Genomic DNA, 25,044 nt, shown 5'->3' with positions numbered 1-25,044 from the left:
TCCTCGTGCGCCTTTCGGAGACGCAAACGGCGTCTCGTGAGCACCTGACCCGATCAATGTCCACACGCCCTAGCCGAGAATTGGACTGGGGCCGACCGTCCCATCATTTTTTCGAGCGAAGCTGGTCATAGGAGGAATCACTGGGTCTGATGGGGAAACGGAGTGCGACTCCTCCCCTGTTCATCTCCCTGCGAATCCATGCCCCGCTTTCTTTCTCTGCGCCTGCTCGTCTTCCTCCTCGCCGTCGGCCTAGCCGCGTGCGACAGCTACGGCGACGACTACAACGACGATGATGCCTCTGGCAACGCCTCACAGACGGGAAGCCAATTCGGCGACCCCTCCGCGTCCGGCACCACGCTCGCCTCGGTCTCGGGCGAAGTCAATTTTGCTCCACTCCAGGATCAGTTTCTCACAGCCGCCCTCACCGGCGAAGCGGAAGTTGGTGAAGGCGACCCCGATGGCTCGGGCAAAGCGCGGGTGCTGTTTTTCCCCAATCGCAACCTCGCGTGCTTCCAACTGAACCTGACCAAGGTGGGTGAGCCGACGCGGGTGCACATCCACCAGGGCGCGGCTGGCGTCAACGGCCCCATCGCCATCTCCTTCTTCGACACCGTCGTCGAGAACCCCGTCCCCGCGCCGCCCAACCTCATCGGCTGCGTGACGGCCGAGCGCGACGTGATCGAGCGCATCCTCGCCAACCCAGCCAACTACTACGTCAACGTTCACACCGAGGCCTACCCGGCTGGCGCCGTCCGCGGCCAACTCTACGACTGAGCCTCGCCTCATCGACACCCTTGGCGGGGGCGCTGGCCGTAACCAGCGCCTCCGCCATTTTCTGTCTGGTGGCGTTTGAGGCCGCCAGGGCTCCCCGTCCCCCCCCTGAAGGGTCGCGAAATGGTCCCCCTCACGCCGTGAGGGGACCGCCCGAAGAGCGCAAGCGATGGAGGGCAGGGGGAGCCGTTCTACCGCGATGTACAATCCTTCCTCGTAGTTGGTCTTAGCTCTCCGCCCGCAGACTGTCCACGGGGTTGGCCCGCGCGGCGCGGACGGTGAGGAAGCTCACCGATGCCCAGGCGACCGCCAGTGCGAGGCCGCCAGCGACGCAGAACGTGAGCGGACTGATCGCAATGCGGTAGGCGAAGCCGTCGAGCCACCGATCCATCCCGAACCAGGCCAGCGGAGCGGCCACCAACACGGCCACAGCGATGAGCCGCGTGAAGTCCTTGGTCAGCAAGACGACCACGCTCGACACCGACGCGCCGAGCACCTTGCGCACGCCGATCTCCTGCGTCCGCTGCTGCGTCGTGAACGAGACCAGACCGAGGAGACCCAGACACGCAATCGCAAGCGCGAGGCCGGTGAAGAGTTGCACCACCGCCGCGATTCGTCGCTCAGCGCGGTACTGCCGGTCAAAGTCGTCGTCGAGAAAGACGTAATCGAGCGGCCGGTCGGGGGCGAGGCGGGCCCACGCCGCTTCGAGGCCTGCGAGCGCGGCGGGGATCTCGTCGGTCTGCACGCGGATCGTTGCCACATCGCACCAGACGGGACGATAGTAGAGCACGACCGGCGGGATTGCATCCTGCAAGCCGCTCAGGTGGAAGTCGTTCACCACGCCCACGACGGTTCGCGTGTCGCCAAACTGACGGGTGAGTTCGACGCCGAGCGCCTCCTGCGGATCGGCCCAGCCAAGGCGCCGCAACGCCGTCTCGTTGAGGATAAACGACGCCGAATCGGCCCGTGCTCGGCTGAAAGCACGGCCCGCCATCACGTCGAGGCCATACGTCTCCACGAAGTCGTATTCGACGGGCAGCACGATGAACGTCTGGCCGGCCTCGGTCATGCCCGGTTCGCGCGCGATCACGTTCGTAGGCATCTCATAGCCCGGGACCGCGCTGGAGAACGTGACCGAGCGGATTTCCGGCGTCTCTTCCAAGGCGGCCCGGAAGACATCCAGGGAGCCAACTACGTCGTCGTCGTCGAAGTCGACGGCGATGAGGCGGTCTTTGTCGAAGCCGAGGTTTTGGGTCTGCATGAACCGCAACTGCTGGCCGACGACCAACGCACCGACGACGAGCGCGATCGACACCGCGAACTGGAACACGACCAGGCCTTTGCGTAACCCCTCACCCTGCCCTTTCGGGGTGCGCTGCCCTTTGAGGACCGCCGCCGGACGGAACGCGCTCAGCACGAAGGCGGGATAGCTCCCGGCAAGCAGTCCCACCCCGAGCGCGAATGCAACGAGCGCAGGCAACAGCGGCGAGACGTAGGGCACCGTGAGCGCCTTGCCAGCGAGCCCGTTGAAGAGCGGCAGCGCGATCTGGATGAGTGCTAGCGCCACGAGCAACGCCGCGACTGCGTAGAGCACCGACTCGCCGAGGAACTGCCAGGCCAACTGGCTACGCTCCGCGCCAAGGGCTTTGCGCATCCCGACTTCGCGCGCCCGCTGCGCACTCCGAGCCGTGGCGAGGTTCATGAAGTTGATGACGGCCAGGAGCAGAATGAACACGGCGATCGCGCCGAACGCCCACACATAGGCCGTGTAGCTGTTCGCGCCGAGTTCGTCCTGGTAATGCGACGTCAGGTGGATGTCGGGGAGTGGCTGGAGGTAGAGAAACTGCCGGTAGCCACTGCGATCTTCCTGCTCGGGGATGTAGAGGCGCGGGAGTTCGCGGATAGACGCGCCGAGCGCTGCCGGGTCTGCCTCAGGATGCAGGAGGAAGTAGGTGTAGTAGCTCAGATTCCACCAGTTCGTGTAGTTGTCCGCGCCGTACTCGCTCTCCAGCGTGGCGAACGACCCAACGAACTCGAACGAGAAGTGGGAAGCCTCGGGCGGGTCTGCGGCGATGCCACGCACCGTGAGTTCGAACTCGTCGACCTCTAGCGTTTCGCCCAGCAGCGAACTCAGAGGGGCGTCCTGACCGAAGTAGCGCCGCGCACTCGTTGCGGTGAGGACTACGCTGTAGGGCTCCGCCAGCACCCTGGCTGGATCACCGTGCACGAGCGCGAACCCGTCAAACATCTCGAAAAACGACGCGTCGGCCCAAAGAAAGTCGTCTTCGTTGAGCCGTGTTTGGCCACTCGCCACGAAGTAGGTGCGCTCGGCAATCCGGACGGCCGCCTCGATCTCGGGAAACGTCTCAATGGCAGCGGGGGCCATCGGCGGCGACGATCCTACGGTCAGTTCCTCTGAGCCGTCGCCAGCGAAGCGTTCCACGCGGAGGCGCTGGATGCGGTCGGCGTTCTCGTGGAAGCGGTCGTAGCGCAACTCGTCCCAGACGTAGGCTGCGATAAGCACGCAGCATGTCAGCCCGAGCGCCAGTCCGACGATGTTGATGAACGCGTAGCTGCGTTGCCGCCGCAGCGAACGCCACGCGACGAGGAGGTAGTTTTTGAACATGGTGGGGTCTGGTCCGTGGCCCTGGATCCATGGTGATCGGTCGAGGCTGGGGCTCGGAGCCAACCCGTCACGACGGACCTAGACCGGGTGACTAGGATGCAGGCTCGATTGCTTCGGGCGCGTAGTCGTCAGCGGGCGCCTCTTGCTGGCGGAACATCACGGGGATGCGGGTCTTGCGGTCGGCCATGCCCGACGGCATGCCAATGTTGATGAGCCGCCATCCAGGCTCGTAGGCATCAATGAAGAGCCGGAGCGCTTCAGCACGGTTGACACTCGGGTCGATGTCGACCGCCTCGACGCGGTATTGCATCAGTCGTCGCTCGCCGTTGACGATGACTTCCACGTCGAGCGTGTCGCCCTCTTGGAGGGGCGGGATGGGAATGCAGACTTGGGCCATGGGCTTGGGGGGTCGCAGGTTAGGGGTCAAAGGTCGCAGGTCAAAGGGGCCCGACCTGCGATGTAGGGCCTGCGACCTGCGACTCTGTGATGGAGAACTATTCGTAGCGCAATGTCCGGGCGGGGTCGGCGGTGGCGGCCCTATAGGCGAGGCCGCCGATGGTGAGCAACGCAGCCATGAGCACGGTCCCACCCGCGAGCAGGAACAGCACGGGGCCCAGGTCGATGCGCGTGGCGAAATCGTCGAGCCAGCGGTCGAGCCCGGCGTAGGCAATGGGAATGGCGACGACAGCCCCGACGACGACCAGCCGCGCGAAGTCCCACACGAGCAATCGCACGAGCGCGGTCACCGAGGCGCCAAGCACCTTGCGCACCCCGACCTCCTTCGTCCGCCGCTGAGCCGCATACGCCGCGAGCGCGAGCAACCCCAGGCACGCCAACGCAAGCGCGATGCCCGCGAAGAGCGTCACGATGAGTCCGACACGTTCTTGCGCCTCGTAGAACTCGTTGAACGCCTCGTCGATGAACACACCTTCGAACTCCAGCGACGGGTAGAGGTCGGCCCACACGGCGCGCAGCAACGCCATGCCAGCCTCCGCTTCGCCGGGCTGCGTCCGCACCACCATCGAGCTGTAGCCCGACGGCTCCGGGTCACCGAAATAGTGAAGCAGTGGCTCGATGCCCTCGGCGGCCGTCCGGTACTGGAAGTCGGCCACGATGCCGACGACTTCGTGCGCCTGCCCACCGCTGTTCTGGATGCGGTCGCCAGGCTGCACGCCTCCGTATGCCGCCGCGGCCGTCTCGTTGAGGAGGACAGGAACCGCGCGCGTCCCGGTCTCCTCCCGCGTGAGTGCATCGCTTGGGCGGAAGCCACGGCCGGAGAGCAACGACAGCCCGACGGCCTCGACGTAGTCAAGCCCGATCGTCGCCTGGCGCGTGCGGACGAGCTCTTCGAACGAGGCACCTTCGCGACCGAAGCTGTTGAAGTTGACATAGTAGCGGCTCGGGACAACCGTCGAGAACGCGACGCTCTCGATGCGCGAGTCGGCCAGGAGCCGGTCACGGGCTGCGGTGAGCGCAGCGTCCGCGCCGTCCTCAGGCAGTGGCTCGGTCAGCACGGGGACGCGGAGCACGCTCGCGGTGTCGAAACGCGCGTCTTGGCTGCGGAGGTGCTGCACCTGCTGCCACACCGTCGTCGTTCCCGCGATAAGGACTACGGCGAGCGCAAACTGCACGACGACGAGCCCGCGCTGCACGCCAGCCCCGGACATGCGTCGTGGGCCACGCCCTTTGAGCGTCTCGATGGGACGCAGCCCCGAGAGCACGAGAGCGGGATAGGCCCCAGCCATCACTGCGAGCACGCCTCCGAGCGCGACCAGCCCCGGGCCGTGGCGCAGCGCATTGAAATGAATGGCGGTCTCGAACACCGTGTTGAACGTGGGCACCAACGTCAGTACCAGCACGAGCGCGAGCACGAGCGCGAAGCTGACCGTGAGCAGCGCTTCGCCGAGAAACTGGGCTGCGAGTTGCCGCCGTCCCGCCCCGATGGCCTTTCGCACGCCGACCTCTTTCGACCGGCGCAGCGCTTGCGCCGTGGCAAGGTTCGTAAAGTTGATGACGGCCACCAGCAGGGTGATCCCAGCGATGACAGCGAGGAGGACGAGCAGCGTTCCGTTCCCTGCCCACTCCGCTCGGATGGTTGTGATCGGGTTGAGGTAGACCGTGATGTCGCTACCCTCCGCGTCCTGGAAGTACGTCGTCCTGATGGACTCAAGACTGCCTGCCAGCCCGGCCGGGTCGGTTCCGGGCACGAGGCGGACGAGCGCGTTGGCTGTCACCGACGCCCAGTTGTCGCCGAAGCGCGCACCGCCGCGCTGCTCGATGTAGGTCGCATAGGGCCCCAACGCCTCGAACTCGAAGTTGGTCGACTCGGGCGGATCGGCCACGATCGCAGCAACGGTGTAGCTGGCATCGCCAAAGTCGATGTCGATCACTTCGCCCAGTACGGCTTCCGGCAATCGGTCCCCAAACAGTTTGGCTGCGGTCGACGCGCTTATGGCGACGCGGCCCGGCTCGGTGAGCGCAGCACGCAAGTCCCCCGCGAGCACCGGAATCGTCAGCGACGCTTCGAGGCCAGGGTCGGCATAACGGATGGCGACTTCCAGGCGGGTATCGCCGTGGGCAAACCACGCCTGCGACCAGCCCCAGCGGCTCCCAGCGACCACCTCTGGCAGCTCGTCCACGATGACCGGGAGCACGGGCGTCCTCGTAGCGGCCCATTCATAGGTGTCCTCCGGCGTAACGTGGCGTTCGGCAACCAAGTAGAGGTCTCCCGCCCCCTCGTGATGCCGGTCGAACGAACGCTCGTGGTCCACGAAGAGCAGCAACACCACGGCCGCCGCAATGCCGACGGCCAGTCCTGTGATGTTGAGCGCGGCATGCCCGGGCTGGCGGCGCAGCGCCCGGAGCGCAACGATGAGGTAGTTCTTGAGCATAGGTCGCAGGTCTAGGGTCGCAGGTCTAGGGTCGCAGGTCCCAGGTCAGCACCCCAAGACCTTTGACTTGGGATCGGCGACCTGCGACGCCGCGCAGCGGATCATTCGTGCCGAAGGCTCTTGATGGGGTCCAGGCGAGCGGCGCGGAAGGACTGTCCAGCCACCGTAGCCAGCGCCACCACGAGGGCGAGGCTGATCGCGGCTATGAACAGCCCAGGTCCTAGGTCGATGCGGTAGGCGAAATCGGCGAGCCACCCCCGCATCGCCCACCACGCGAGCGGCGCAGCGAGGACGGACGCAAGCGCTACGAGCAGCAGGAAGTCTTTGGCGAGGAGCACGACGAGACCTGGCACGGACGCGCCGAGCACCTTGCGCACGCCGATCTCTTTGCGGCGCCGCTCAGCCGTGTAGCTCGCCAGCCCGAATAGCCCCAAACAGGCCACGACCACCGCAAGCAGCGCAAACACGCCGATGACCTCACTCATCCGCGCCTCGCTGCGATAGAGGGCTTCCACGCGCTCGTCAAGGAATTCGGGAGCGAACGGGCGCTCTGGCGCGACCGTCTTCCAGACGTCTTCGATCGCTGCCAGGGCCGCGTCGGCTGGCCCGGGCTGCAATTTCACGAGGACCCGACTAAGAAGGAAGTAGGTGTCGTTCGGCGTCCGGTCAAGCTGGTACGCACGCGGCCGGATCACTCGGCGCAGGCTTGCGCCGTGCACATCGGGCACCACACCGACGACTGTGCCCCGGTAATCGTTGTACACGATGTCGTTTTCGGTGACGTAGAACCGTAGCGGAATCCCGAGGGCCTCCTCAAGCTGGTCCTCGGTCAGCTCCTCACCCGCCGCCGGAGCACCGATCAACTCACGCGCGAATGACTCGTTGACGACAAAGCCACGATCTACGTGGCGCACCGTCACGAAATCGTTGTCGTCGTAGGTGACGGTCTCCATGCCCCCCACATCCGCTGCGTAAGCCTCGCCAAAGGTGCGTCCTGCAATCGACTCGATGCCCAACAAGTCGAAGTAGTCCTCGTCCACGAAATCGACCGGCGTGCCGTCGCGACCGATGGGGGTCCCGCGCACCTCGGTGGTGTAGGAGCCGCCGTCGCTGACACCGGGGACGGTGCCCGTCTCAGCCACGGCTTGGACCATGGGCAGCGTCTCCAAGCGGTCTTTCAGGATGGGGTAGCGGGAGGGCGTGCCGTCCTCTCCCCATGTTCCTTCCAGACCTGTCCCCTGGAGCATCACCACCTGCTCATCGTCGAAGCCCAGGTTTGCCTCCCGCATGAAGGTGAGCTGCTGCCACGCGACGGCGGTGGCGATCAGGAGCGCGACCGAGACGGTGAACTGAAACACGACCAGGCCTTGCCTGAGTCGCGCGCCCGCCTGACCGCTGCTTACCGTCCCTTTCAGCACCGCGGCGGGCTGGAACCGACTCAACACCAGCGCGGGATAGCTGCCTGCCAGAAGGCCAGTCAGGGCGACGATCCCCACCAGTGCTGCCCAAAAGCCCAGCGTCCCATACCCGAGCGTGAGCTCTTTGGCTGCAACGCCGTTGAACCACGGCAGCGCTGCCTGCGCGAGCCCGATGGCTAGCACGAGCGCGAGCCCGCTCATCAAGAGCGCCTCGCCGAGAAATTGCCCGGCTACCTGGCCGCGCCGCGCGCCGATCGACTTGCGGACGCCCACCTCTTTGGCCCGCTGTGCGCCCCGCGCCGTCGCCAGGTTCATGAAGTTGATGCAGGCGAGCAGCAGGATGAAAACCGCGATGGCCCCGAAGGCGCGCACTTGGGGCAAGGTACCGGGCGCGTCGTAGCCGCCCACGAGACGGATGTCGCTGAGCCGCTCCAACCGCACGTCAAACTGAGTGGCATACTGCTCCTCGCGCAGTTCCTCTTCGTAGGCTTCCATGCGAGCCTCCATCGCGGCGATGTCGGACCCCGGCGCAAGGCGGAGGTAAGTCAAGCCCGTCGGCCAGAAGAACGAGTAGACCTCGTAGGGGATGCCGTGCTCGGCGTAATAGGCACCGTAGGGGATGACGACGTCGAAATCGAGGTGCGAGGTCGAGGGTGGGTCTGCCAGGACGCCCGCGACCGTGTAGGTGCGCTCGGCGACATTGCTGAGCGTCATCGTTTTCCCGACTGGGTCGGCATCGTCGAAGTAGCGCGGGACGGCGGACTCGGTGAGCAGGATCGCATCCCGACCAGCGAACGCACCCGCATCGCCCGAGACAAACTCGAAGCCGAACACGTCGAAGAACGACGAGTCGACGTAGAGCACGTTGTCTTCGTTGTAGCGCTGGTTGATGCCCAGTTCTCGGTCGGTGTAGGCGACGAGCGCCCGGGTTCGGAGCACCCGTGCTGTCTGCTCAATCTCCGGAAACGCGTCCGGCAGCGTAAGCGCAAACTGCGGACCGGTGAACGTCCCATCCGGCTCGCCCCCCTCGTCAATCACAACCCGAACGATGCGGTCGACGTCGGCGTGGAAGCGGTCGTAGCTCAGTTCGTCCACGACGTAGGCTCCGATGAGCAAGCACGCGGCGAGGCCAAGCGCGAGCCCCGCCACATTGAGCGCCGCGTAGCCTGGCTGGCGACGAAATGTGCGGACGGTGGTGCGAAAGTAGGTACGGAACACGGCAACGAGGGGCTGGACGAGATGTGGTCCACAGCCCTTGAAAAAGAAGTGCCAGGGCCTCCTTTCCTCTCAATCGGCCGCTCAGTCGCCACCGACTGCGCGGATCCGCACACCCGGCTGGGCGCTCCGACACGTCCGCGTGCTGATCAGTCGCGAGTTCGGAACGCGGACCCTTGGCTACCGTTGTCGGCAATCACGCCAGTCTATTGCCTCCAGCTTTCGCACCGATGCTGACCCGCTTGCTCCCCCTGCTGCTCTTGCTCGCCGTCCCCGCTGCGTTGGCTCAGACCACGCCTAGCGACGATACCGCAGGCACCGAGGTTGCGTCGCCCGCAAGCTCGACGTCTTCCAGCGACGAAATCGGCTGTGCGGACGATGGCTCCACGCTCACGCCGTTTACCGGCGTTGTATCCGACAGCGCAGACGTCGCGGGTGCTTTCATCGACGAACGCACCGGGATGGTGGGCGACGTGACCCCGCCAACGGCGGCCGAGGAACAGGTTCGCACACAGATCTTGGAGGACGGCGTCCACGTGGTGCACTTCTGGGCCCCGTGGTGCGGCAACTCCCTCGCCGAACTACGGGCGGGCTGGTACGAGGTCATCGAGCGCCACCCGGACGTCACGTTCACGTTCGTGACCATCTGGAGCGATGGCGAGACGGGTCAAGAAACCCTCGACCAATACGCCATTCCTGAGTCAGTCACCGTGCTCACGCAGACTGACTTCGGACCGAGCAGCGACAAGAGCCAACGCCGCCGCACCTTCCTCGGGCTTCCCGTCACGTGGATCCCCTCGACGTGGGTCTTCCACGACAATGGCGAGTTGGCTGTCGCTTATAACTACGGCGAACTCGACATGGCGCAGATCGATGGCGCGCTCGGACTCGTCACGGCCGACTGGAGCTACTGACCGCTACTCGGGTTGCTCACGAGAAAGACAGCGTACGTCGGCGCGGCGCCAGGAAATGGTCGATGCCGAACCGTCCGCTCCCGGTGATCAGGGTGCACAGGTAGACGGCCCCGAAAAGCAGGGCTTTCTCCTGGCCGCTGAACGGGTCCCCCCCGTGCGCTCCGAATGCGGCGACAGCCATCGTGACCACCAAGAAAAACGATGCCGGGCGCGTACACAAGCCAAGCGCGAGCAGGATGCCACCGACCAGTTCACTGAGCCCAGCCATCCAAGCGAAGAACACGGGCACGGGGAATCCGAGCTCTGCCGTCGTCTGAACGAATCCTTCCGGCGGAGGGACCTTGCCGAGGCCATGCGCGAACGCCATCGCCAGTCCCGCGAAGAGCCGCAAGACGAGGAGGCCAAGGCCCGTTGTGAGTGACCGATCAGAAGCGAAAAGAAGTGTACGGACGTGCATGGCGGCGTGGTGGATGTGTGGGGATGCAATCCCCTACGCCCTGCTCGTGCACGTGCTCCGACCAGCCGACTTAGGCTCGCCGCATCCAAGCGTTGGTGACCTTGACAAAGCCGAGCCGCTGGTAGAAGCCCGCTGAAATGTCAGAGTCGCGCAGGATGAGTTCGGTACCTCGGCACCGTTCCATCACGCCCTCGATGAGCTGCCGCCCAAGACCCACGCCCTGCACATCGGGCTCGACGGCCAGGTCGCACAGGAAGGTAAACTGGACGCCGTCCGTCATCACTCGCGCGAGGCCGACCAGGCGCTCTCCCATCCAGGCTGAAAGCACAAGGGACGAGGCATCGAACATACGCCGGAGCTGCTCCGCAGAGCCAACGGGCCGCAGCAGCGGAGCGCGGCGGTAGAGTGTGGCGACGCGGGCGGGCGTGATCCCATCGAGCCCCTCACGAATCTCAATGGTTGTTAGCGTTCCAGACATGGTTGTCGAGCGTTCGGCGGTGGGTGTCGTCAGTCGCGGTGAGTCCGCGCACGTCCAAGATATCTGCGCACGTCGAAGATAGGGGCACCGTTCAGGTGGCATCGACCCAGCGCCAGCGATCTGCAGCGATAGCAACCGTGTCCGGCATCGTCACGTCTGGACCGAGCCACAGACGGAGCATCGAGCCCTCGGTCTCGACCTCCCACTCGCTGTAGGTGCCGAGGAACTGCCGGGATCGGACCTGCACGGGCACAGCCTGAGGCGCGGCGCTATCGACGAGCCGGAGATGCTCAGGGCGCACCGCGAGTACGCAACCTGGTGGCCCGGCTTCCCCTGCAATCCGCTCGGCAAGCAGCGGGTCCTCGACCACGTTGCTGCCCCCGAGGAAGCGAGCGACGTAGGCGGTGCGCGGCTTTCGGTACAGGGCCTCCGGGGCCCCGACCTCCACGATGCAACCGGCCTGCATGACGGCGATCTGGTCAGCGAGCGCGAGCGCTTCTTGCTGATCGTGGGTGACGTAGAGACTCGTTGTGCCCAGGTCTGGCAGGAGCGTCTTGAGTTGCCGCCGGGTAGCCTCTCTAAGCGCTTGGTCGAGGTTTGAGAGGGGCTCGTCGAACAGCAGGACGGCGGGCGCTACCGCGAGGGCTCGTGCGAGCGCGACCCGCTGTTGCTGCCCGCCCGAAAGCTGCGTCACAGGCTTCGCTTCTAAGCCGTCAAGCTCCACACGCCCCAACGCTTCAGCGACACGGGGGCGGCGCTGCGACCGAGGCACCTTGCGGACGCGCAGACCATACTCCACGTTCTCGCCCACCGTCATCGTCGGGAAGAGGGCGTAGCTCTGGAAGACCATCGCCGAGGGGCGCTGCTGAGGCGGCAGCTTCGTCACGTCCCGCGCGCCGACCGTGATCTGTCCAGCGTCGGGCGTCTCGAAGCCACCGACGAGGCGTAGCAACGTCGTCTTGCCGCACCCGCTCGGTCCAAGAAGCGCGACCAGCGACCCCGCTGGCACCTCGAGCGAGACGTTGTTCACTGCCAGGAGATCGCCGTAGCGCTTCGTGACGCTCTCCACGGCGATGCCGGCAGCTTCGCCGGTGTGCGTGTGTACCGGTGTGGACGAATGAGGCTGGCGGGTCGTCACTGAGACACCTTCACGCAATCACACGTCCACACGTTCACACCTCCTAGGCGAGGGCCGTCGTGACTTTGTCGGCGGCCTCCTGTAGGCGGATCGCCGATTCTAGTTCGAGGCCCGACTCGTTGAGGATCGCCATGCCTTGCTCAGCATTGGTGCCCTGGAGACGGACGATCAGCGGCACATTGATGTCCACGTTCTTCGCAGCCTCCACGACTCCGTTCGCCACGCGGTCGCAGCGGACGATACCGCCGAAAATGTTGACGAGGATCGCCTTCACGTTCGGGTCCTTCAGGATGATGCGGAAGCCCGCCTCCACGGTCTGCGCGTTCGCGCCACCGCCCACGTCCAGGAAGTTGGCCGGCTCGCCGCCCGCCAGCTTGATGATGTCCATCGTCGCCATCGCGAGGCCGGCGCCGTTGACCATGCAGCCGACGTTGCCGTCGAGCTTGATGTAGTTGAGGTGGTTCGCCGACGCCTCGACTTCGAGCGGATCTTCCTCGTGGACGTCGCGCAGCGCGGCAGTGTCTTTGTGGCGGAAAAGCGCGTTGTCGTCGATGTTGATCTTCGCGTCCAGCGCGATCACGTCGCCGTCCTCGTTGAGGATGAGCGGGTTGATCTCGGCAATGCTGGCGTCTTCGGCCTCAAAGGCTTTGTAGAGCGCGGTGATGAACTTGACAGCCTGCTTGAACGCCTTGCCCTCAAAGCCGAGCCGGAAGGCGACCTCGCGGGCCTGGAACGGCATCAGGCCCATACCGGGCTCGACCCACACCTTGACAATTTTCTCGGGGTTGGTCGCTGCCACTTCCTCAATCTCGACGCCGCCTTCAGACGAGGCCATGATGACGTTCATCGACTTGGCGCGGTCGAGCGTGACGCCGACATAGTACTCATGTGCGATGTCTTCGGCGGCGGTCACGAGCACCTTGCGTACAAGCTGCCCCTCGGCGCCTGTCTGCGGCGTCACGAGTTGCATTCCCAGGATGGCCTCGGCCTTCCCCTGAACGTCGTCGATGGTCGGGCAAAATTTGACGCCACCGCCCTTTCCACGCCCGCCCGCGTGGATCTGTGCCTTGACAACGAACTGCTCGACGCCGTCCGTCTGCATCGTCTTCGCGGCGGCGACAGCCTCTTCGACGGTGTCGGCGACGATACCGCGCTGCACAGCAACACCGTACTTTCCGAGAATGTCTTTGGCCTGATACTCGTGGATCTTCATGGACGGGCGAATAGGCTGGCTGGGTAGAAAAGAGCGTCTGCGAAGCTACGCCTGGGAAGAAGGACGGCAGAAGGAAGAAGTGCGAAGTCTGGGACGAGACGCCTCACTCTCAGAGGGATAATTGGGGAGATCGACGCCGCGGCTTGACGAGAGCAAACCCACCCTGCACCTTATCGACCTTCGACCTTCGACCTTCGACCCGCCAGAGCTTGACCACGTTCGACCGCCACATCATCCTGCGCTTCAGCATTGCGTCCGTCTTCTTGATTGCGCTGCTGATCGTGTTCTTCGTGGTGCTCGACTATGTTGAATACATCGACGACTTCATCGACCGCGGCGCGACCCAGAAGCAGGTCTTCGGGACGTACTACCTGAACTACATCCCGGAGATCGTCAAGCTCACGAGCCCGCTCGCGCTGTTCCTCGCCACGATCTACACTACGGCGCGGCTCAGCCAGTCGCTTCAACTAGCCGCCATGACGATGGCCGGCGTTTCACTCTACCGCATCCTTGCGCCGTTTATGCTGGTAGGGCTGCTCGTAACCGGTTTCATGTTGTGGTTCAACGGCTACGTGGTGCCACGAGCCAACGTGACCGTCCTCGATTTCCAGGAGCAGTACTACAAATCTGCCCCGGAGGGCGCCGAAGTCACGGAACTCTACCGGCAAAATGCACCGGGTTCGCTCTTGATGGTTGGCTTCTACGACCGGGCTCGCTCCCGCGGCTTTCGCGTGTCGCTGCAGGACTTTGAGGAGGCAGACGACGGCACGCGCATCGTGCGCCGCCTGGATGCCACAGAGGCGCTCTGGAACGACTCGCTCGGCGTGTGGACCTTGCAAGGGGCTACCCGTCGAACGTTTCACCCGGATGGGTCCGAGTCCCGGAGTTTCGTGCAAGCACTGGACACCGCGCTGACCGTGAAACCGCGCGACCTCGCCCGGACAGAACGAGACGCAGAACGCCTAACGATTCCCGAGGCGCGGGCCTATCTGGCGGCGCTGGAGCGAGCGGGCGCCCAGAAAACCGGGCGGCCCCAGGTTGGCTACTACACCAAGTTTGCCTATCCGTTCGCGAACCTCATCCTGGTTGTCCTCGGCGTCCCGCTTGCATCGGTGCGACGGCGCGGAGGACAGGCGGCGCAAATGACGCTGGGCCTTGCCGTTGCCTTCGTCTATCTGGCGTTGCAGAAAGTCATCGAGCCCTTTGGCTATTCGGAGAACTTGCCGCCCGCCCTTGCAGCCTGGCTGGCCCACCTGCTCTTCGCCGGGGTCGCCATCTCATTACTACTGCGGGTCAGGAAGTAAGGAGTCTTCCGCATTGACCTGAGCGCCCCACCACCGCAGGCAGTCTGCTTCTGTGACGCCAAAGGGTTGGCCAGCGTCGAGATAGGACTCCCATAAGAGCTGGTGCCACAATGACATATGGGCACCACTCCCGCATGCCAAACGGACCAGCGCGAGCCCGACCGACTCTTGAGGTATGTCGGGTGAACCCTCGGGCCCTCGATTCATAACGGTTATACGGCAATGGAGACGACAGTCTGGTTTCGAATACCTATCAAATTGTAGTCCAAGAAACCACACGCCTTGACAAGGATGTCCTATGGATTAATTAGACACCGTGTTGTTTCTTTTTTACACACACGCTAATCAATTGGAATCATTCCGCGATTTCATGGCTACTTAGCGTCCACCACCAACGTACCACCACTCTCTCGATGACGACCCTGGGATCCGCCAAGGGGAAGTCGCTGACGGTTCGCGATGTGCTCGTTCGCGGCCGCCGTCTTCCTCTTCATGAGCGCGCCGCGCTCTTCTCGACATGGCTCGCCGGAGCAAAACAGGAAAGCATGGGCGGGGTCGGCTCCCGGATCGTTTGCTCTCCAATCGACCGCGAGGTGCTGGTCGCCGACAGGACCGGAGCTACGCAGCCGATGCTCATGTTCGGCTCGAACAGCTACCTCGGCCTCACCAACCACCCCTACGTACGCGAACGCGTCCATGACGCCATCCGGCAGTTCGGCGTTGGTGTTGGCGGGCCGCCGCTGCTCAACGGCTATTCACTGCTGCACCGCGAACTCGAAGAGCGCCTCGCTGAGTTTGAGGGGTGCGAAGACTGTGTGCTCTACGGCAGTGGCTACAGCGCCAACGTCGGCGTCATGAGTGCTCTCCCGACGCCCCAAGACCACATCGTGTACGACGCCCTTAGCCACGCCTCGTTCATCGACGGCGTAAGGCTCGGCGGCACCTCGATGACCTCGTTTCCGCACAACGACCTCGACGAGTTGGACGCTCTGCTCGCAGCCATGCACGAGCAACCCGGAGACCGCTACGTCGGCATCGAGGGAATCTACTCGATGGACGGCGACTTCGCGCCGCTCACAGACATCATCTACACGTGCCAACGCTACGGAGCCATCAGCATCCTGGACGATGCGCACGGAACGGGTGTCGCAGCGCCAGGTGGGCGAGGCACGGCCACTCGGTTTGGGGTTGAGGGCCGTGTAGACGTGATCGTGGGCACGTTCTCCAAAGCGTTTGGCGTCTCGGGCGGCTTTGCGGCAACGACGAAGCCCATCGCGGACTACCTCCGCCTTGCGTCCCGCGCCTACGTCTTTTCCGCCTCGCTCCCGCCCACCACCGTCGCAGCAGTCCTTGCAGGTCTCGATCTTCTGGACCAGGAGCCTGAATTGCAGACCCGCCTCATCGACAATGCGGCATACCTCGCCCAGGGTCTCCGTGCGTTGGGCTTCGAGGCAAGCGGAAACACTGGCATCCTACCACTGCCCGTCCCAGTGGGCATGGATTTACGCGCCGCTGCCCGGGCATTTCACGAGCGTGGCCTTTTCCTCAATCACATTGAGTATCCAGCCGTCAAGGTCAGCCAGCAACGATTCCGGATCAGCTTGATGGCGACGCATACCACGTCGGACCTCGATCGCTTGCTCACCGCTATTGAAGAAGTGTGGGCGGAGTTTGCACCCGAAGGCGTGAAGCCAGGCGATGCCGTACTTGAGCCTCTCGCTGAGAGCTAGCTCTATCGTTACGGGTTCTGACCACTTGATTTCATGCCGCCTCGCACAGACGCCATTACTCGTGCGAGGCGGTTGCCTTGCTGAGCGGTTGCCTTGCTGAGCGGTTCAGGTCACGGTCAGCGTCCACGGAGGGCACAGTGTCGGATACCGCGCGCCGCGTGTCGGATACCGTGCGAAGAATGTCGCACGGCCGTGCTCTCCGGAACGTTTGGCGACGTATGGGCTTGGACGGCACGCCGCTCTCGGAGGCATTTGTTCTCCCTCCCCCCACTGCTCCCGCATCCATGACCGCTTGGCACGACGATCGTCTCGACGCCGACTACCGTCTCGACCACGATTCGCTCTACGACGCTGAACTCACCGACCTCGACACGCACGCAGGCGACGGGGCTGCGTTCAATGCGATGGATCTCGACGAGGCAACACGGTTCGACGATCCGACCCGGCAGCGCGTCGAGGCTGAGCGGGTAGACGCCCTCCTGACTGGCGCATCTGGCGTGCAGTTCAGCCCGCTCGTCACGTTTGCGCGTCCGCTTCTTGAACGCTACGGTGTGATCGAGCAGGAAGCCTATGAGCTCGCGACTGCACGCGACAGCGCCGACGCGACGGTCGTCACGCTGTTAGAAACCGCCCGGCTGCTGTGGGCCTTCTTCAGCCTCGATGCTGCGGCACGCGATGCACAACGCAGCACCCTTCTAACCCACTGCTACGGCCCCGACGCTGACGCCGACGCCCGGGAGGACTTTGCCGACCTGCTCACGGCCATGGGCGAGGCGTGGGAGGCGCTGCCGTCCGACGTCCGTCAGGAAGCGGAAGCCACGGAGGCCCCCACGCTTTCGCTGGAGGCGCTGCTTGACACAACTGCCGACGCTGCCTTCGATCCAGGACGTGAGTGCGATGCGCGCGCGCTCTTTGCGCTACCGCTGCTTGACGACCCAGCCGTGCAAGCCGACCCGTCCCGATTTGAAGCTGCGCTCCATCGGGCCGACGCCTACTGGACCCTCGCGCAGCAGCCCGACCGCTCGGACCGTCTCGCCGCGCTTCTTCCAACGCTTGCGACAGCCGACGACGAACTGGCCGCGCTTCGCGCCGAAGCTGAACGCATGCTGACGCGCTACGACGACTTGTTTCACGCCTAGTCTCTGGCGTCGGAATCGGCAGTTGAGCACATGCTGACCCCGCCCGGATGGCTACTCGCCGTCCGGGCGTTTTTCTTGGGCCACGACCCGCCCTACCCCGCTGCTTTCCGATTCGCTGCGACGTGCCTACTTTTCAGCACGTTCACCTGCTTACAGCCTTACCACCGATGGCCCTGACCGCGTTCGATTCCATCACGGAAATCCCGTTTAATGGCTCCCCCCGTCCGACCCTGGGCGTCGAGTTGGAAGTACAGATCGTCGATCCGACCACCTTCAACCTTACGTCTGGCTCTACACAGATCCTGGACCGCGTTGGCGATCATCCTAAGATCAAGCAGGAGTTGACGCAGTCTACGGTGGAGATCATCACCGGCATCTGCGACACCGTTGCAGACGCACGCGCGGACCTCTCGGAAACACTGGGTACGCTCTACAACATCGGCGACGAATTAGGCTTCACGTTCGCGTCGGCGGCGATGCACCCGTTCGCGCAGTGGCGCGAACAGGACATCTTTCCAAACGAACGCTACGAGCAACTCGTCCAGCGCATTCAGTGGCCTGCCCGACGGCTCCTCATCTACGGCCTGCACGTACACGTCGGTGTCGAAAGCGGTGAGAAGGCCATTGCAGTGATGAACGGGCTGACCACCTTTCTCCCTCATTTGCTCGCGCTCTCTGCCTCGTCCCCGTACGCTGACCACGAGGACAGCGGCCTCGCGTCGACGCGCACGAAGATCTTCGAGGGGATGCCTACCGCCGGCCTCCCCTACCGCCTGGCGAACTACAGCGAGTTCCAGCAGTTCATGAACACGCTGATCCGCGCGGGAGCCATCCAGACCATCCGGGAGATCTGGTGGGACATCCGCCCGCACCCCGGGTTCGGGACCCTAGAGATCCGCATCTGTGACGCCCCGAGCACGCTCACCGAGACGATGGCGCTCGTCGCCCTAGTCCAGTCCCTCGTGGTGTGGCTGTCGGAGTGCTACGACAAGGGGCACCCGATGACCATCTTGCGCCCGTGGATCGTTCGCGAGAACAAGTGGCGCGCCTGCCGCAACGGCCTCGACGCGGTCGTCATCACCAGCAACACCGGCGACCAACGGCCGCTCCGCGAATCGATCCCCGCCCTCCTCGCCGAGTTGGAGAGCTACGCTCACCGGCTTCACTGCTTCGCGGAATTGCAGACGGTCCGGCGCATCCTCCAACGGGGGGCTTCCTACGAGCGACAGCGCGTGGTACATAGCGACGCTACGGGCAACGAGCTCGACCGGCTCGCCGCGATCGTCGCAAATCTGGCGAACGAATTGCGGGCGGACGTGGTTTAGAAGGCGGCCCGCTCAGTGCGGTGTCCCGCTTGACCATGCTTATGAACGCCCGAAGATGCCTCTTCCCGGGCGATACCCTGTAGATCGTCTCCATCCCTATGTCCGTTGCTCCCACACTGGACACTCCGCGCGCTGAGCTCACGCCTTCCCTGAGCGACCGCGACCTGCTCGACCTGTTGCAACCGTTGCGGCGGCATCTCCATCAGCACCCCGAAATTGGGTTTGCGTTGGAGAACACGTCGCAGCACGTTCGGGCGTGGCTCGAAGCTCATGGCTTCACGGTCACGCACCCGCTTGCAAAAACGGGCTTCTTTGTCGAGATCCGTGGCGCACACCCGGGGCCAATGCTGGGCTATCGCGCGGACATGGACGCACTCCCCATTCAGGACGCCAAGGATGCGCCCTACGCCTCGGCAATCCCGGGCCGTGCTCACCTCTGCGGACACGACGCCCACACAGCCATTGCGTGCGGGGTCGCCATGCTACTGCGTGAACGCCGCGCCGATCTATACGGCAGCGTCCGCGTGTTTTTCCAGCCGAATGAGGAGTCGGCGCCGTCGGGTGCACCTGTGATGATCGACGACGGCGTCCTTGAAGGCCTCGCTGCCGTCTTTGCCGTGCATGTGGACCCCGCGCTATCGGCCGGTAAGTTCGGCCTTCGAGTAGGGCCCCTCACTGCCGCTGCCACCATGTTCGATGTGCGGGTCAAAAGCGGGCTGGCTGGGCATTCGGCGCGCCCACACGAGACGGTGGACACGATCTGGCTCGCCACGCAGATCTTGCAGCAATACTACCAGCTCGCCGGTCGTGTGACAGATGCGCGCAAGACGTCGATCCTGACTGCGTGCCGCTTCCAAGGCGGCGACGCCTACAACGTGATTCCCTCAGAGGTGCGCTTTGGCGGGACGCTACGCACAGCAAGCCGAGGCACGCACCGCATGCTGTTGGAAAAGCTGCGCCGTGTTGCCGGGGCCCTCGGCGCGCTCTACGGCGCCGATGTAGACGTTGACTTTGGCGAGACGCTTCCGCCCGTTGTCAACGAGCCGGCGTGCATCGCTTCGGTCCACCGTGCAGCGGCAACCCGATACGGTTCCGAGTCGGTGCGGGAGCTCACCCTGCCGAGCATGGGCGGCGAGGACTTCTCGTTCTACCTCGAGAAGATTCCCGGCGCGATGGTGCGCATCGGCTCTTCGTGCAGCCCTGAAACTCGGTATCCGCTCCACCACGCCCTGTTCGACCTCGACGAGACAGCGATGCCGTTGGCTGCCAGGCTCATGTGCGACACGTTGTTGGACTACGCCCAGGCGATCGAGCCATGATCGACATCGACCGCGGCTCGGCGCTGCCGGTCAGCGAGCAGCTCGTCCAGCAACTTCGCTACCTGATCGGGGCCGGGCGCTACCGGTCGGGTGAACTGCTCCCGTCGACCCGTGCCCTCGGTGAACAACTCGGCCTCTCGTTTCACACGGTCCGCAAGGCGTACCAGGCGCTCGAATCGGACGGGCTCGTGGAGGCCAAACCAGGTAGCGGCTTCTGGGTCGCTGAGCGCGCGCCCCTCACGCCCTCCGAGCGTCGAGAGCGGGGAGCCACCATCGTGGAGGAGGCGTTACGAGCGCTGGTAGGTATGGGGTTGTCCGAAGACGAAATCGACCTCGTCATCCAAGAGCAGCTGGCGTTTCGAGAACCGCCCGAGCAGCGACGAAAGGTGCTCTTCGTAGGTACCTACGTTGAGGAAGCGGAGACCGGGGCACGGCACGTGGAGGCCGTACTGCAGGAGCCCGTGGACCCTATCACACTCGCTGCCCTCGACGCCCACTCCGACGCTGACCTCATCGTGACGGCGCATACGAGCGTGGCGGGTGTGCAGCTCCGCGTTCCTCGTGCCGAGGTCGAGGGCGTGTTGCTCTACCCGCCTCGCGCGGTCCTGGACGCGGTAGCCCGCCTCTCGCCCGCAGCGACGCTGGGGCTGGCAGCCAGGCACACAGACGCGCTGGCGCCCATTCGCGACGCGCTGCGCTTCCATGCCGGCTTTTCGGGGCAGGTTCTAGCGCTCCCAGCTTCTGCCTCGCGCGACGACTTAGAGCCGCTCCTCGGCCAACTTGACTATTTACTGTACACCTCGGCCATGCGGCGGCGGTTTAGGAGCTTGGCTGGATCGCTACCCCACGCGGAGTATGCACCCCAAGCCGAGCGGAGCGCACTTGAGCTGATACGCGACAGCTACAGCAGGTGAGCCTTGTCCTCGAGCAAGCTCACAATGAGGGGTAGAGATCACGCTGCCCTCAGGTGAGGGGTGCGTCCGGTGTGGCCTGCTCTTCCGTCGGAGGCGGGAGCGGCTGCGTCGGTGTTGGATCGCGGCGGGACGGCGGCTTTGTGGCTGCGCCATCGCCGGAAGGCCCATCGCCCGGCGTGGAGGGCTGGCCCGAAGACCCGTCGTCCGAGCCCTCGTCGTCGCGCTGATCGGGGTATTTGACCCGGAAGTGGTAGACCCCCGACAGGATCGAGAGGAACGTCTCCTTGATTTTAGTCAGGTCAGCGAACGTAAGTTCAGTCTCGGCTAACTGCCCGTCCTCAGTGCGCGCACGCATTATGCCGTCGATGAGCGACTCCAGCCGCTTCGGCGTCGGCTTTTTGAGGCTACGGCTTGCCGCCTCGATGGAGTCAGCGAGCATGACGATGCCCTGCTCGGTCGTTTGCGGCCGCGGCCCGGGGTAGCGGAAGTCGGCCGTCTCCACCTCGGGGTCACCTTCGTCGCGTTGCTCGAGAGCGCGGTTGTAGAAGTACTCCATCAGCGTAGTCCCGTGGTGCGTGGGGATGAAGTCCCGGACGGTGTCAGGCAGCGGTCCGTACTCCCTATCGCGGGCCAACTCAGCGCCGTCTTTGACGTGACTGGCGATGATGAGGGCGCTCATGTAGGGCGTGAGCGAGTCGTGCGGGTTCTCGCCGGGCTGCTGGTTCTCGATGTAGTACTCCGGCCGCAGCATCTTGCCGATGTCGTGATACAGCGCTCCGACGCGTGCACGCAGCGCATTTGCGCCAACGGCATCGGCGGCCGCCTCGGCGAGGTTGGCGACTTGCAACGAGTGGTTGAACGTGCCCGGCGCTCGAAGCGAAAGCTCTTTGAGCAGCTTCCGGTTCGTGTCGGAGAGTTCGAGCAGCGTCAGGTCTGTCGTGACGTTGAACGTGCGCTCGAAGACCCACAGCAGCGGGTACGTGAAGAGCAGCAGGAGCGCGTTGATGGCGATCAGCAGCAGCTCGTCCCACAGCCGGTCGAACGGGTCGGCGCGCAGCAGTGTGGTGCCGCCGATCACCACGAGGTAAGCCACAAACACGAGGCCCGCGGTGAAGAAGATCTGGCTGCGGTTCTTGACATCGCGGACGGAAAACACAGCGAACGTGCCCGCGAATACGGTGGCGAAGGCGAAGACGAACTCGTAGCCGAAGATGAGCCCTCCGAGCAGCGCGAGCGTGACAGTGCCGATCAGCCCCACGCGCGAGTCGAAGACGACGGTGAGCAGGATCGACACGATCGCAACGGGGATCGACAGTGCGAGGTCGCTGGGCAGCCGCACCGCGAGCGCAAAGGCTAGCAGTGCGATGGCAAAGAGCAGCGAAATCAGCACGACGTAGCGCGTGACATCGAAGAGGTGGCGGCGCAGTAGGTACAGATACAAAAAGAAGATCAGCAGCGCCGCAGCGGAGAGGAGTGCTCGGCCGAGCAGGACGCGCCACCAGCTTGCGTCGCCGGCGCGCTCGGCGCTCTCGATGCCCAGCGATTCGAGCTGCGCCTTGATCTCCGACGTGATGGCGTCGCCGCGCCGCACGATCACGACGCCTTTGCTAACCTGGCCACGCAGCCCTGAGATGTCGCCCTCAGCCTCGGCATACGCGGCTTCCGTGGCGGCGGCCTGATAGCTCAGGTTGGGAACCAGGACCTCGCGGAAGAGCGAGGTGCCAAAGTCCACGAGGCGCTGGTCTTGCGCGAAAAACTGGAGGAAGGAGTTCCTGGCGAAGGCCTCGGCCTCATCGAGCCCACGGACTTGCTCCGTAAGGAAGCGCCGTTCTCGGAAGGAGTCTTCGTCTCGCGCGATGATGGACTCGGCCAGCACCGAGTCCTTCGCCACATCGAGCACGCCGTCAGGCAAGAGGTCACTGGCAAACACTTCAGCGTAGCGCACAAGCACCTCGTCGGTGCGTGGCCCTCGTTGCGGCGAGCGCGTCGTCGCAGATAATCCAGGCGTGCGCGCCGCATACTCCTCGGTGAACATCGCCCACAACACGGGCTCGACGGGGACCCCGAGGCTCTCGCGCAGCAACCGATAGCGGGCGGAGTCAGCCATCGCTTCATCGGTTTGGCCTCGGTCGGCTGCTCGCTGCCAGTCACCGTAGGCCTCGAAGATCGATGCGAAGCGCTCCCGAAGCGTATCGGCCTTGGCCGTACTCTGCTGGTCTGCGTCCACGACATCCCTAAAGACCGGCGGCACAGCGAACCGCAGGGAATCGCGGCGGGCCTGTAGTTCGGCGCTGCTGAGCCGGATTGGGAAGGTAAACGGGGCAACAACGTCACGGCCTTGCCAGGCATCGCCCACGTTCACCGTGGTGCTGTACGAAGAGCTCTGCGGATGCGCAAAGACCGCGAGCACGACCAGTCCGAGGAACAGGGCTACCCGAACCCACAGGCTACCTTGGGTCATTGGCGGCATCATGCCAAGCACACGGGGTCGCGCTGGTTCGAGCTTCGCCCCTGCCTTTCTCATCCGGCTTGCCGCCGGCCGTGATGCCAGTCCGATGCGTTCCAGGAAGCTCATGCGGGCAAAGGCGATGTTGTGGCGGCAGAAAGGCTGGGGGGTGCTACTTCTGACGCGAAAGGTAGTGCCACGTCAGGATACGGCCGCGCCCTGGGGATGGCGACGCCCCAGAAGTGTTCCGACACCGACGCAGAGCGCAGCGCCCACAACCGTATACAGGGGCCAGGCAAGGCCAACGAGTCCAAGTTCGGCACGACGTTCCGGCGTGGGTCGTAGGTCAACCAACCAGCCAACCTCGGGGCCATACCACACCGCGAAGATGACCCAGGTCATCGTTGCAACGGTCACCAGAAACGCAACGAGGGCGTCGGCTTGGCGGGCGCGGCGGCTGACCAGCGCGAGCAAGAAGGCCCCCAGCAAGCCGCCATACGTGTAGGAGGCGATGCCGAGGCCGAGCTCGACCACAGGGTTGTCGCGGCTCTCGAAGAGCGTGGCGAAGCCGATGAACACGATCCCCCATCCCAGTGTGGAGAAGCGGCTCAAGGTCACCGTCCGCGCATCGTCTGGGGCGCGCCCGAGCACGTCGAAGACGGTCGCCGAGGCGAGCGCGTTGAGACTCGATGACAGCGTGCTCATGGCGGCTGCCACGATGCCAGCGAGCAGCAGACCCGCGAGCCCAACGGGCATCTCCTCCACAATGAACTTGGGAAAGACCTCGTCGCCTCGGCTCAGGCCTAGGTCGGTGAGCGATGCTCCGCCGTAGTGCACCCAGAGTAGCAGCCCGACAGCGAGGAAGAGGGCAAACTGGACCACGACGCCCACGCCGCTCCCAATGAGCGCGCGCCGCCCCTGGCTAAGGGTCCGACAGGCGAGCAGACGCTGTACGATCAGGTGGTCGGCCCCATGCGAGGCCATCGTGAAGACCGCGCCGCCGAGCACGGCTACGGGCAGCGCGTAGGGCGACGTGAGTAGGGCGCTGAACGCATCGTCACGGTCAGCAAAACTCAGATCGAGCAGTTGCGTCTTGCCAGCGGCGACCGCATGCCGCCATGCGCCGTCCGGCATCCCCTGGAGAAGCAGCCCGATGGCGAGGAGCGCGCCTCCGATGTAGAGCATCATCTGCACGACATCGACCCAGACGACGGCGCGGAGGCCACCGACGAACGTGTACGCCACCGTGATGAGTCCGATCACAGCGATGATGGCGGCGTAGCTCAAAGAGAAGCCCGCGGCGTCGGCGACCACCTTCAGCGGGATCGCCGTGGCGAAGAGCCGGACGCCGTCGGCGAGGAGGCGCGTGCCCATGAAGGTGATGGAGGCCGTGCGCCGCATAGCCGGCCCGAATCGCTGCCCGAGCAACGCATAGGCGGTCACGAGCCCACCGCGGAAGTAGCGCGGCAGCAGCACCACACTCACGACGACGCGCCCTATCAAGAAACCCAGCGTGAGCTGCAGGAACGTGAGCGTTCCCCCGTAGGCCACCGCCGGGATGCCGATCACCGTGAGAGTGCTGGTCTCCGTCGCGATGACGGAGAAGCAGACGGCCCACCAGGGGAGATCGCGCCCACCGAGGAAGTAGTCTGTCGCCGAGTCCTGGCGGCCGCGCACCGCCATACCGAGTGCGGCCACGCCGAGGAGGTAGCCCACCAGCACCACATAGTCGAGAGGAGCAAGCAT

Annotated in this window: 18 protein-coding genes; 8 read left to right on the top strand and 10 right to left on the bottom strand. The window is 64.6% G+C overall.

All coding sequences use genetic code 11. The annotated features are described in order from the left end of the window. Positions 1-198 precede the first annotated feature (198 nt). Positions 199-774 carry a CHRD domain-containing protein gene (locus AAFU51_16135; protein ID MEO1572788.1) on the top strand — a complete coding sequence of 192 codons (576 nt, stop codon included), beginning with the start codon at positions 199-201 and terminating at the stop codon, positions 772-774. A gap of 223 nt (positions 775-997) precedes the next feature. Here the strand turns inward: AAFU51_16135 and AAFU51_16130 are convergent, their stop codons facing one another. The 4 genes from AAFU51_16130 to AAFU51_16115 all read right to left on the bottom strand — a co-directional run bounded on the left by AAFU51_16130 (position 998) and on the right by AAFU51_16115 (position 8,924). Further along, complete coding sequence (locus AAFU51_16130) at positions 998-3,397, bottom strand: ABC transporter permease (GenBank protein MEO1572787.1); 2,400 nt, start codon at positions 3,395-3,397, stop codon at positions 998-1,000. 91 nt (positions 3,398-3,488) lie between these two features. Then, positions 3,489-3,794 carry a hypothetical protein gene (locus AAFU51_16125; GenBank protein ID MEO1572786.1) on the bottom strand — a complete coding sequence of 102 codons (306 nt, stop codon included), beginning with the start codon at positions 3,792-3,794 and terminating at the stop codon, positions 3,489-3,491. Positions 3,795-3,891: 97 nt separating this feature from the next. Next, entirely contained in the window at positions 3,892-6,288 is a 2,397-nt protein-coding gene (locus AAFU51_16120; protein ID MEO1572785.1) for an ABC transporter permease, read from the bottom strand. A 101-nt stretch (positions 6,289-6,389) separates the two neighbouring features. Further along, on the bottom strand, positions 6,390-8,924 hold the full coding sequence (locus AAFU51_16115; protein ID MEO1572784.1) for an ABC transporter permease: 2,535 nt from the start codon (positions 8,922-8,924) through the stop codon (positions 6,390-6,392). A gap of 227 nt (positions 8,925-9,151) precedes the next feature. Here AAFU51_16115 and AAFU51_16110 point away from each other — a divergent pair, with 227 nt between their 5' ends. Beyond that, the gene (locus AAFU51_16110; protein MEO1572783.1) at positions 9,152-9,835 is read left to right on the top strand and encodes a thioredoxin family protein; all 684 of its coding nucleotides are present in this window, start codon (positions 9,152-9,154) and stop codon (positions 9,833-9,835) included. A gap of 16 nt (positions 9,836-9,851) precedes the next feature. Here AAFU51_16110 and AAFU51_16105 read toward each other — a convergent pair whose 3' ends face one another. From AAFU51_16105 to sucC, 4 genes are all read right to left on the bottom strand, one after another. Then, a complete protein-coding gene (locus AAFU51_16105) occupies positions 9,852-10,292 on the bottom strand; it encodes a DoxX family protein (GenBank protein ID MEO1572782.1) in 441 nt (146 codons plus the stop codon). 70 nt (positions 10,293-10,362) lie between these two features. Beyond that, positions 10,363-10,770 carry a GNAT family N-acetyltransferase gene (locus tag AAFU51_16100; protein ID MEO1572781.1) on the bottom strand — a complete coding sequence of 136 codons (408 nt, stop codon included), beginning with the start codon at positions 10,768-10,770 and terminating at the stop codon, positions 10,363-10,365. 91 nt (positions 10,771-10,861) lie between these two features. Next, entirely contained in the window at positions 10,862-11,908 is a 1,047-nt protein-coding gene (locus AAFU51_16095) for an ABC transporter ATP-binding protein (GenBank protein ID MEO1572780.1), read from the bottom strand. Between the two features lie 43 nt (positions 11,909-11,951). Next, a complete protein-coding gene (gene sucC, locus AAFU51_16090; GenBank protein ID MEO1572779.1) occupies positions 11,952-13,121 on the bottom strand; it encodes an ADP-forming succinate--CoA ligase subunit beta in 1,170 nt (389 codons plus the stop codon). A 209-nt stretch (positions 13,122-13,330) separates the two neighbouring features. On the opposite strand from sucC, the gene AAFU51_16085 reads away from it, so the two are divergent. The 6 genes from AAFU51_16085 to AAFU51_16060 all read left to right on the top strand — a co-directional run bounded on the left by AAFU51_16085 (position 13,331) and on the right by AAFU51_16060 (position 20,852). After that, positions 13,331-14,425, top strand: a complete 1,095-nt coding sequence (locus AAFU51_16085; protein ID MEO1572778.1) for an LptF/LptG family permease — start codon at positions 13,331-13,333, stop codon at positions 14,423-14,425. A gap of 413 nt (positions 14,426-14,838) precedes the next feature. Continuing rightward, complete coding sequence (locus AAFU51_16080; protein ID MEO1572777.1) at positions 14,839-16,155, top strand: aminotransferase class I/II-fold pyridoxal phosphate-dependent enzyme; 1,317 nt, start codon at positions 14,839-14,841, stop codon at positions 16,153-16,155. 284 nt (positions 16,156-16,439) lie between these two features. Beyond that, positions 16,440-17,294: a hypothetical protein gene (locus tag AAFU51_16075; GenBank protein ID MEO1572776.1), complete on the top strand. Its 855-nt coding sequence runs from the start codon at positions 16,440-16,442 to the stop codon at positions 17,292-17,294. Positions 17,295-17,461: 167 nt separating this feature from the next. Further along, positions 17,462-18,619 (top strand): glutamate--cysteine ligase, encoded by a 1,158-nt coding sequence (locus AAFU51_16070; protein ID MEO1572775.1) that lies wholly within the window; start codon positions 17,462-17,464, stop codon positions 18,617-18,619. 98 nt (positions 18,620-18,717) lie between these two features. Continuing rightward, the gene (locus tag AAFU51_16065) at positions 18,718-19,938 is read left to right on the top strand and encodes an amidohydrolase (protein ID MEO1572774.1); all 1,221 of its coding nucleotides are present in this window, start codon (positions 18,718-18,720) and stop codon (positions 19,936-19,938) included. Continuing rightward, positions 19,935-20,852, top strand: a complete 918-nt coding sequence (locus AAFU51_16060) for a GntR family transcriptional regulator (protein ID MEO1572773.1) — start codon at positions 19,935-19,937, stop codon at positions 20,850-20,852. Before AAFU51_16065 ends, AAFU51_16060 begins: the two co-directional genes overlap by 4 nt. Positions 20,853-20,901: 49 nt before the next feature. On the opposite strand, the gene AAFU51_16055 is transcribed toward AAFU51_16060, so the two are convergent. Further along, a complete protein-coding gene (locus AAFU51_16055; GenBank protein ID MEO1572772.1) occupies positions 20,902-23,325 on the bottom strand; it encodes an HDIG domain-containing metalloprotein in 2,424 nt (807 codons plus the stop codon). A 174-nt stretch (positions 23,326-23,499) separates the two neighbouring features. Further along, on the bottom strand, positions 23,500-25,044 hold the full coding sequence (locus tag AAFU51_16050; protein MEO1572771.1) for a sodium:solute symporter: 1,545 nt from the start codon (positions 25,042-25,044) through the stop codon (positions 23,500-23,502).

The sequence above is a fragment of the Bacteroidota bacterium genome (assembly GCA_039821555.1).
Classification (GTDB): domain Bacteria; phylum Bacteroidota; class Rhodothermia; order Rhodothermales; family Rubricoccaceae; genus JBCBEX01.
Note: the sequence above shows the minus strand (reverse complement) of the source record. Positions and strands in the feature narration are given on the sequence as shown.

Bases quoted from the DNA above. Each gene is read 5' to 3' on its own strand.
- AAFU51_16135 (MEO1572788.1), top strand. From the start codon at position 199: ATGCCCCGCTTTCTTTCTCTGCGCCTGCTCGTCTTCCTCCTCGCCGTC.
- AAFU51_16130 (MEO1572787.1), bottom strand. From the start codon at position 3,397: ATGTTCAAAAACTACCTCCTCGTCGCGTGGCGTTCGCTGCGGCGGCAA.
- AAFU51_16125 (MEO1572786.1), bottom strand. From the start codon at position 3,794: ATGGCCCAAGTCTGCATTCCCATCCCGCCCCTCCAAGAGGGCGACACG.
- AAFU51_16120 (MEO1572785.1), bottom strand. From the start codon at position 6,288: ATGCTCAAGAACTACCTCATCGTTGCGCTCCGGGCGCTGCGCCGCCAG.
- AAFU51_16110 (MEO1572783.1), top strand. From the start codon at position 9,152: ATGCTGACCCGCTTGCTCCCCCTGCTGCTCTTGCTCGCCGTCCCCGCT.
- AAFU51_16105 (MEO1572782.1), bottom strand. From the start codon at position 10,292: ATGCACGTCCGTACACTTCTTTTCGCTTCTGATCGGTCACTCACAACG.
- AAFU51_16100 (MEO1572781.1), bottom strand. From the start codon at position 10,770: ATGTCTGGAACGCTAACAACCATTGAGATTCGTGAGGGGCTCGATGGG.
- sucC (MEO1572779.1), bottom strand. From the start codon at position 13,121: ATGAAGATCCACGAGTATCAGGCCAAAGACATTCTCGGAAAGTACGGT.
- AAFU51_16080 (MEO1572777.1), top strand. From the start codon at position 14,839: ATGACGACCCTGGGATCCGCCAAGGGGAAGTCGCTGACGGTTCGCGAT.
- AAFU51_16075 (MEO1572776.1), top strand. From the start codon at position 16,440: ATGACCGCTTGGCACGACGATCGTCTCGACGCCGACTACCGTCTCGAC.
- AAFU51_16070 (MEO1572775.1), top strand. From the start codon at position 17,462: ATGGCCCTGACCGCGTTCGATTCCATCACGGAAATCCCGTTTAATGGC.
- AAFU51_16065 (MEO1572774.1), top strand. From the start codon at position 18,718: ATGTCCGTTGCTCCCACACTGGACACTCCGCGCGCTGAGCTCACGCCT.
- AAFU51_16060 (MEO1572773.1), top strand. From the start codon at position 19,935: ATGATCGACATCGACCGCGGCTCGGCGCTGCCGGTCAGCGAGCAGCTC.
- AAFU51_16055 (MEO1572772.1), bottom strand. From the start codon at position 23,325: ATGATGCCGCCAATGACCCAAGGTAGCCTGTGGGTTCGGGTAGCCCTG.
- AAFU51_16050 (MEO1572771.1), bottom strand. From the start codon at position 25,044: ATGCTTGCTCCTCTCGACTATGTGGTGCTGGTGGGCTACCTCCTCGGC.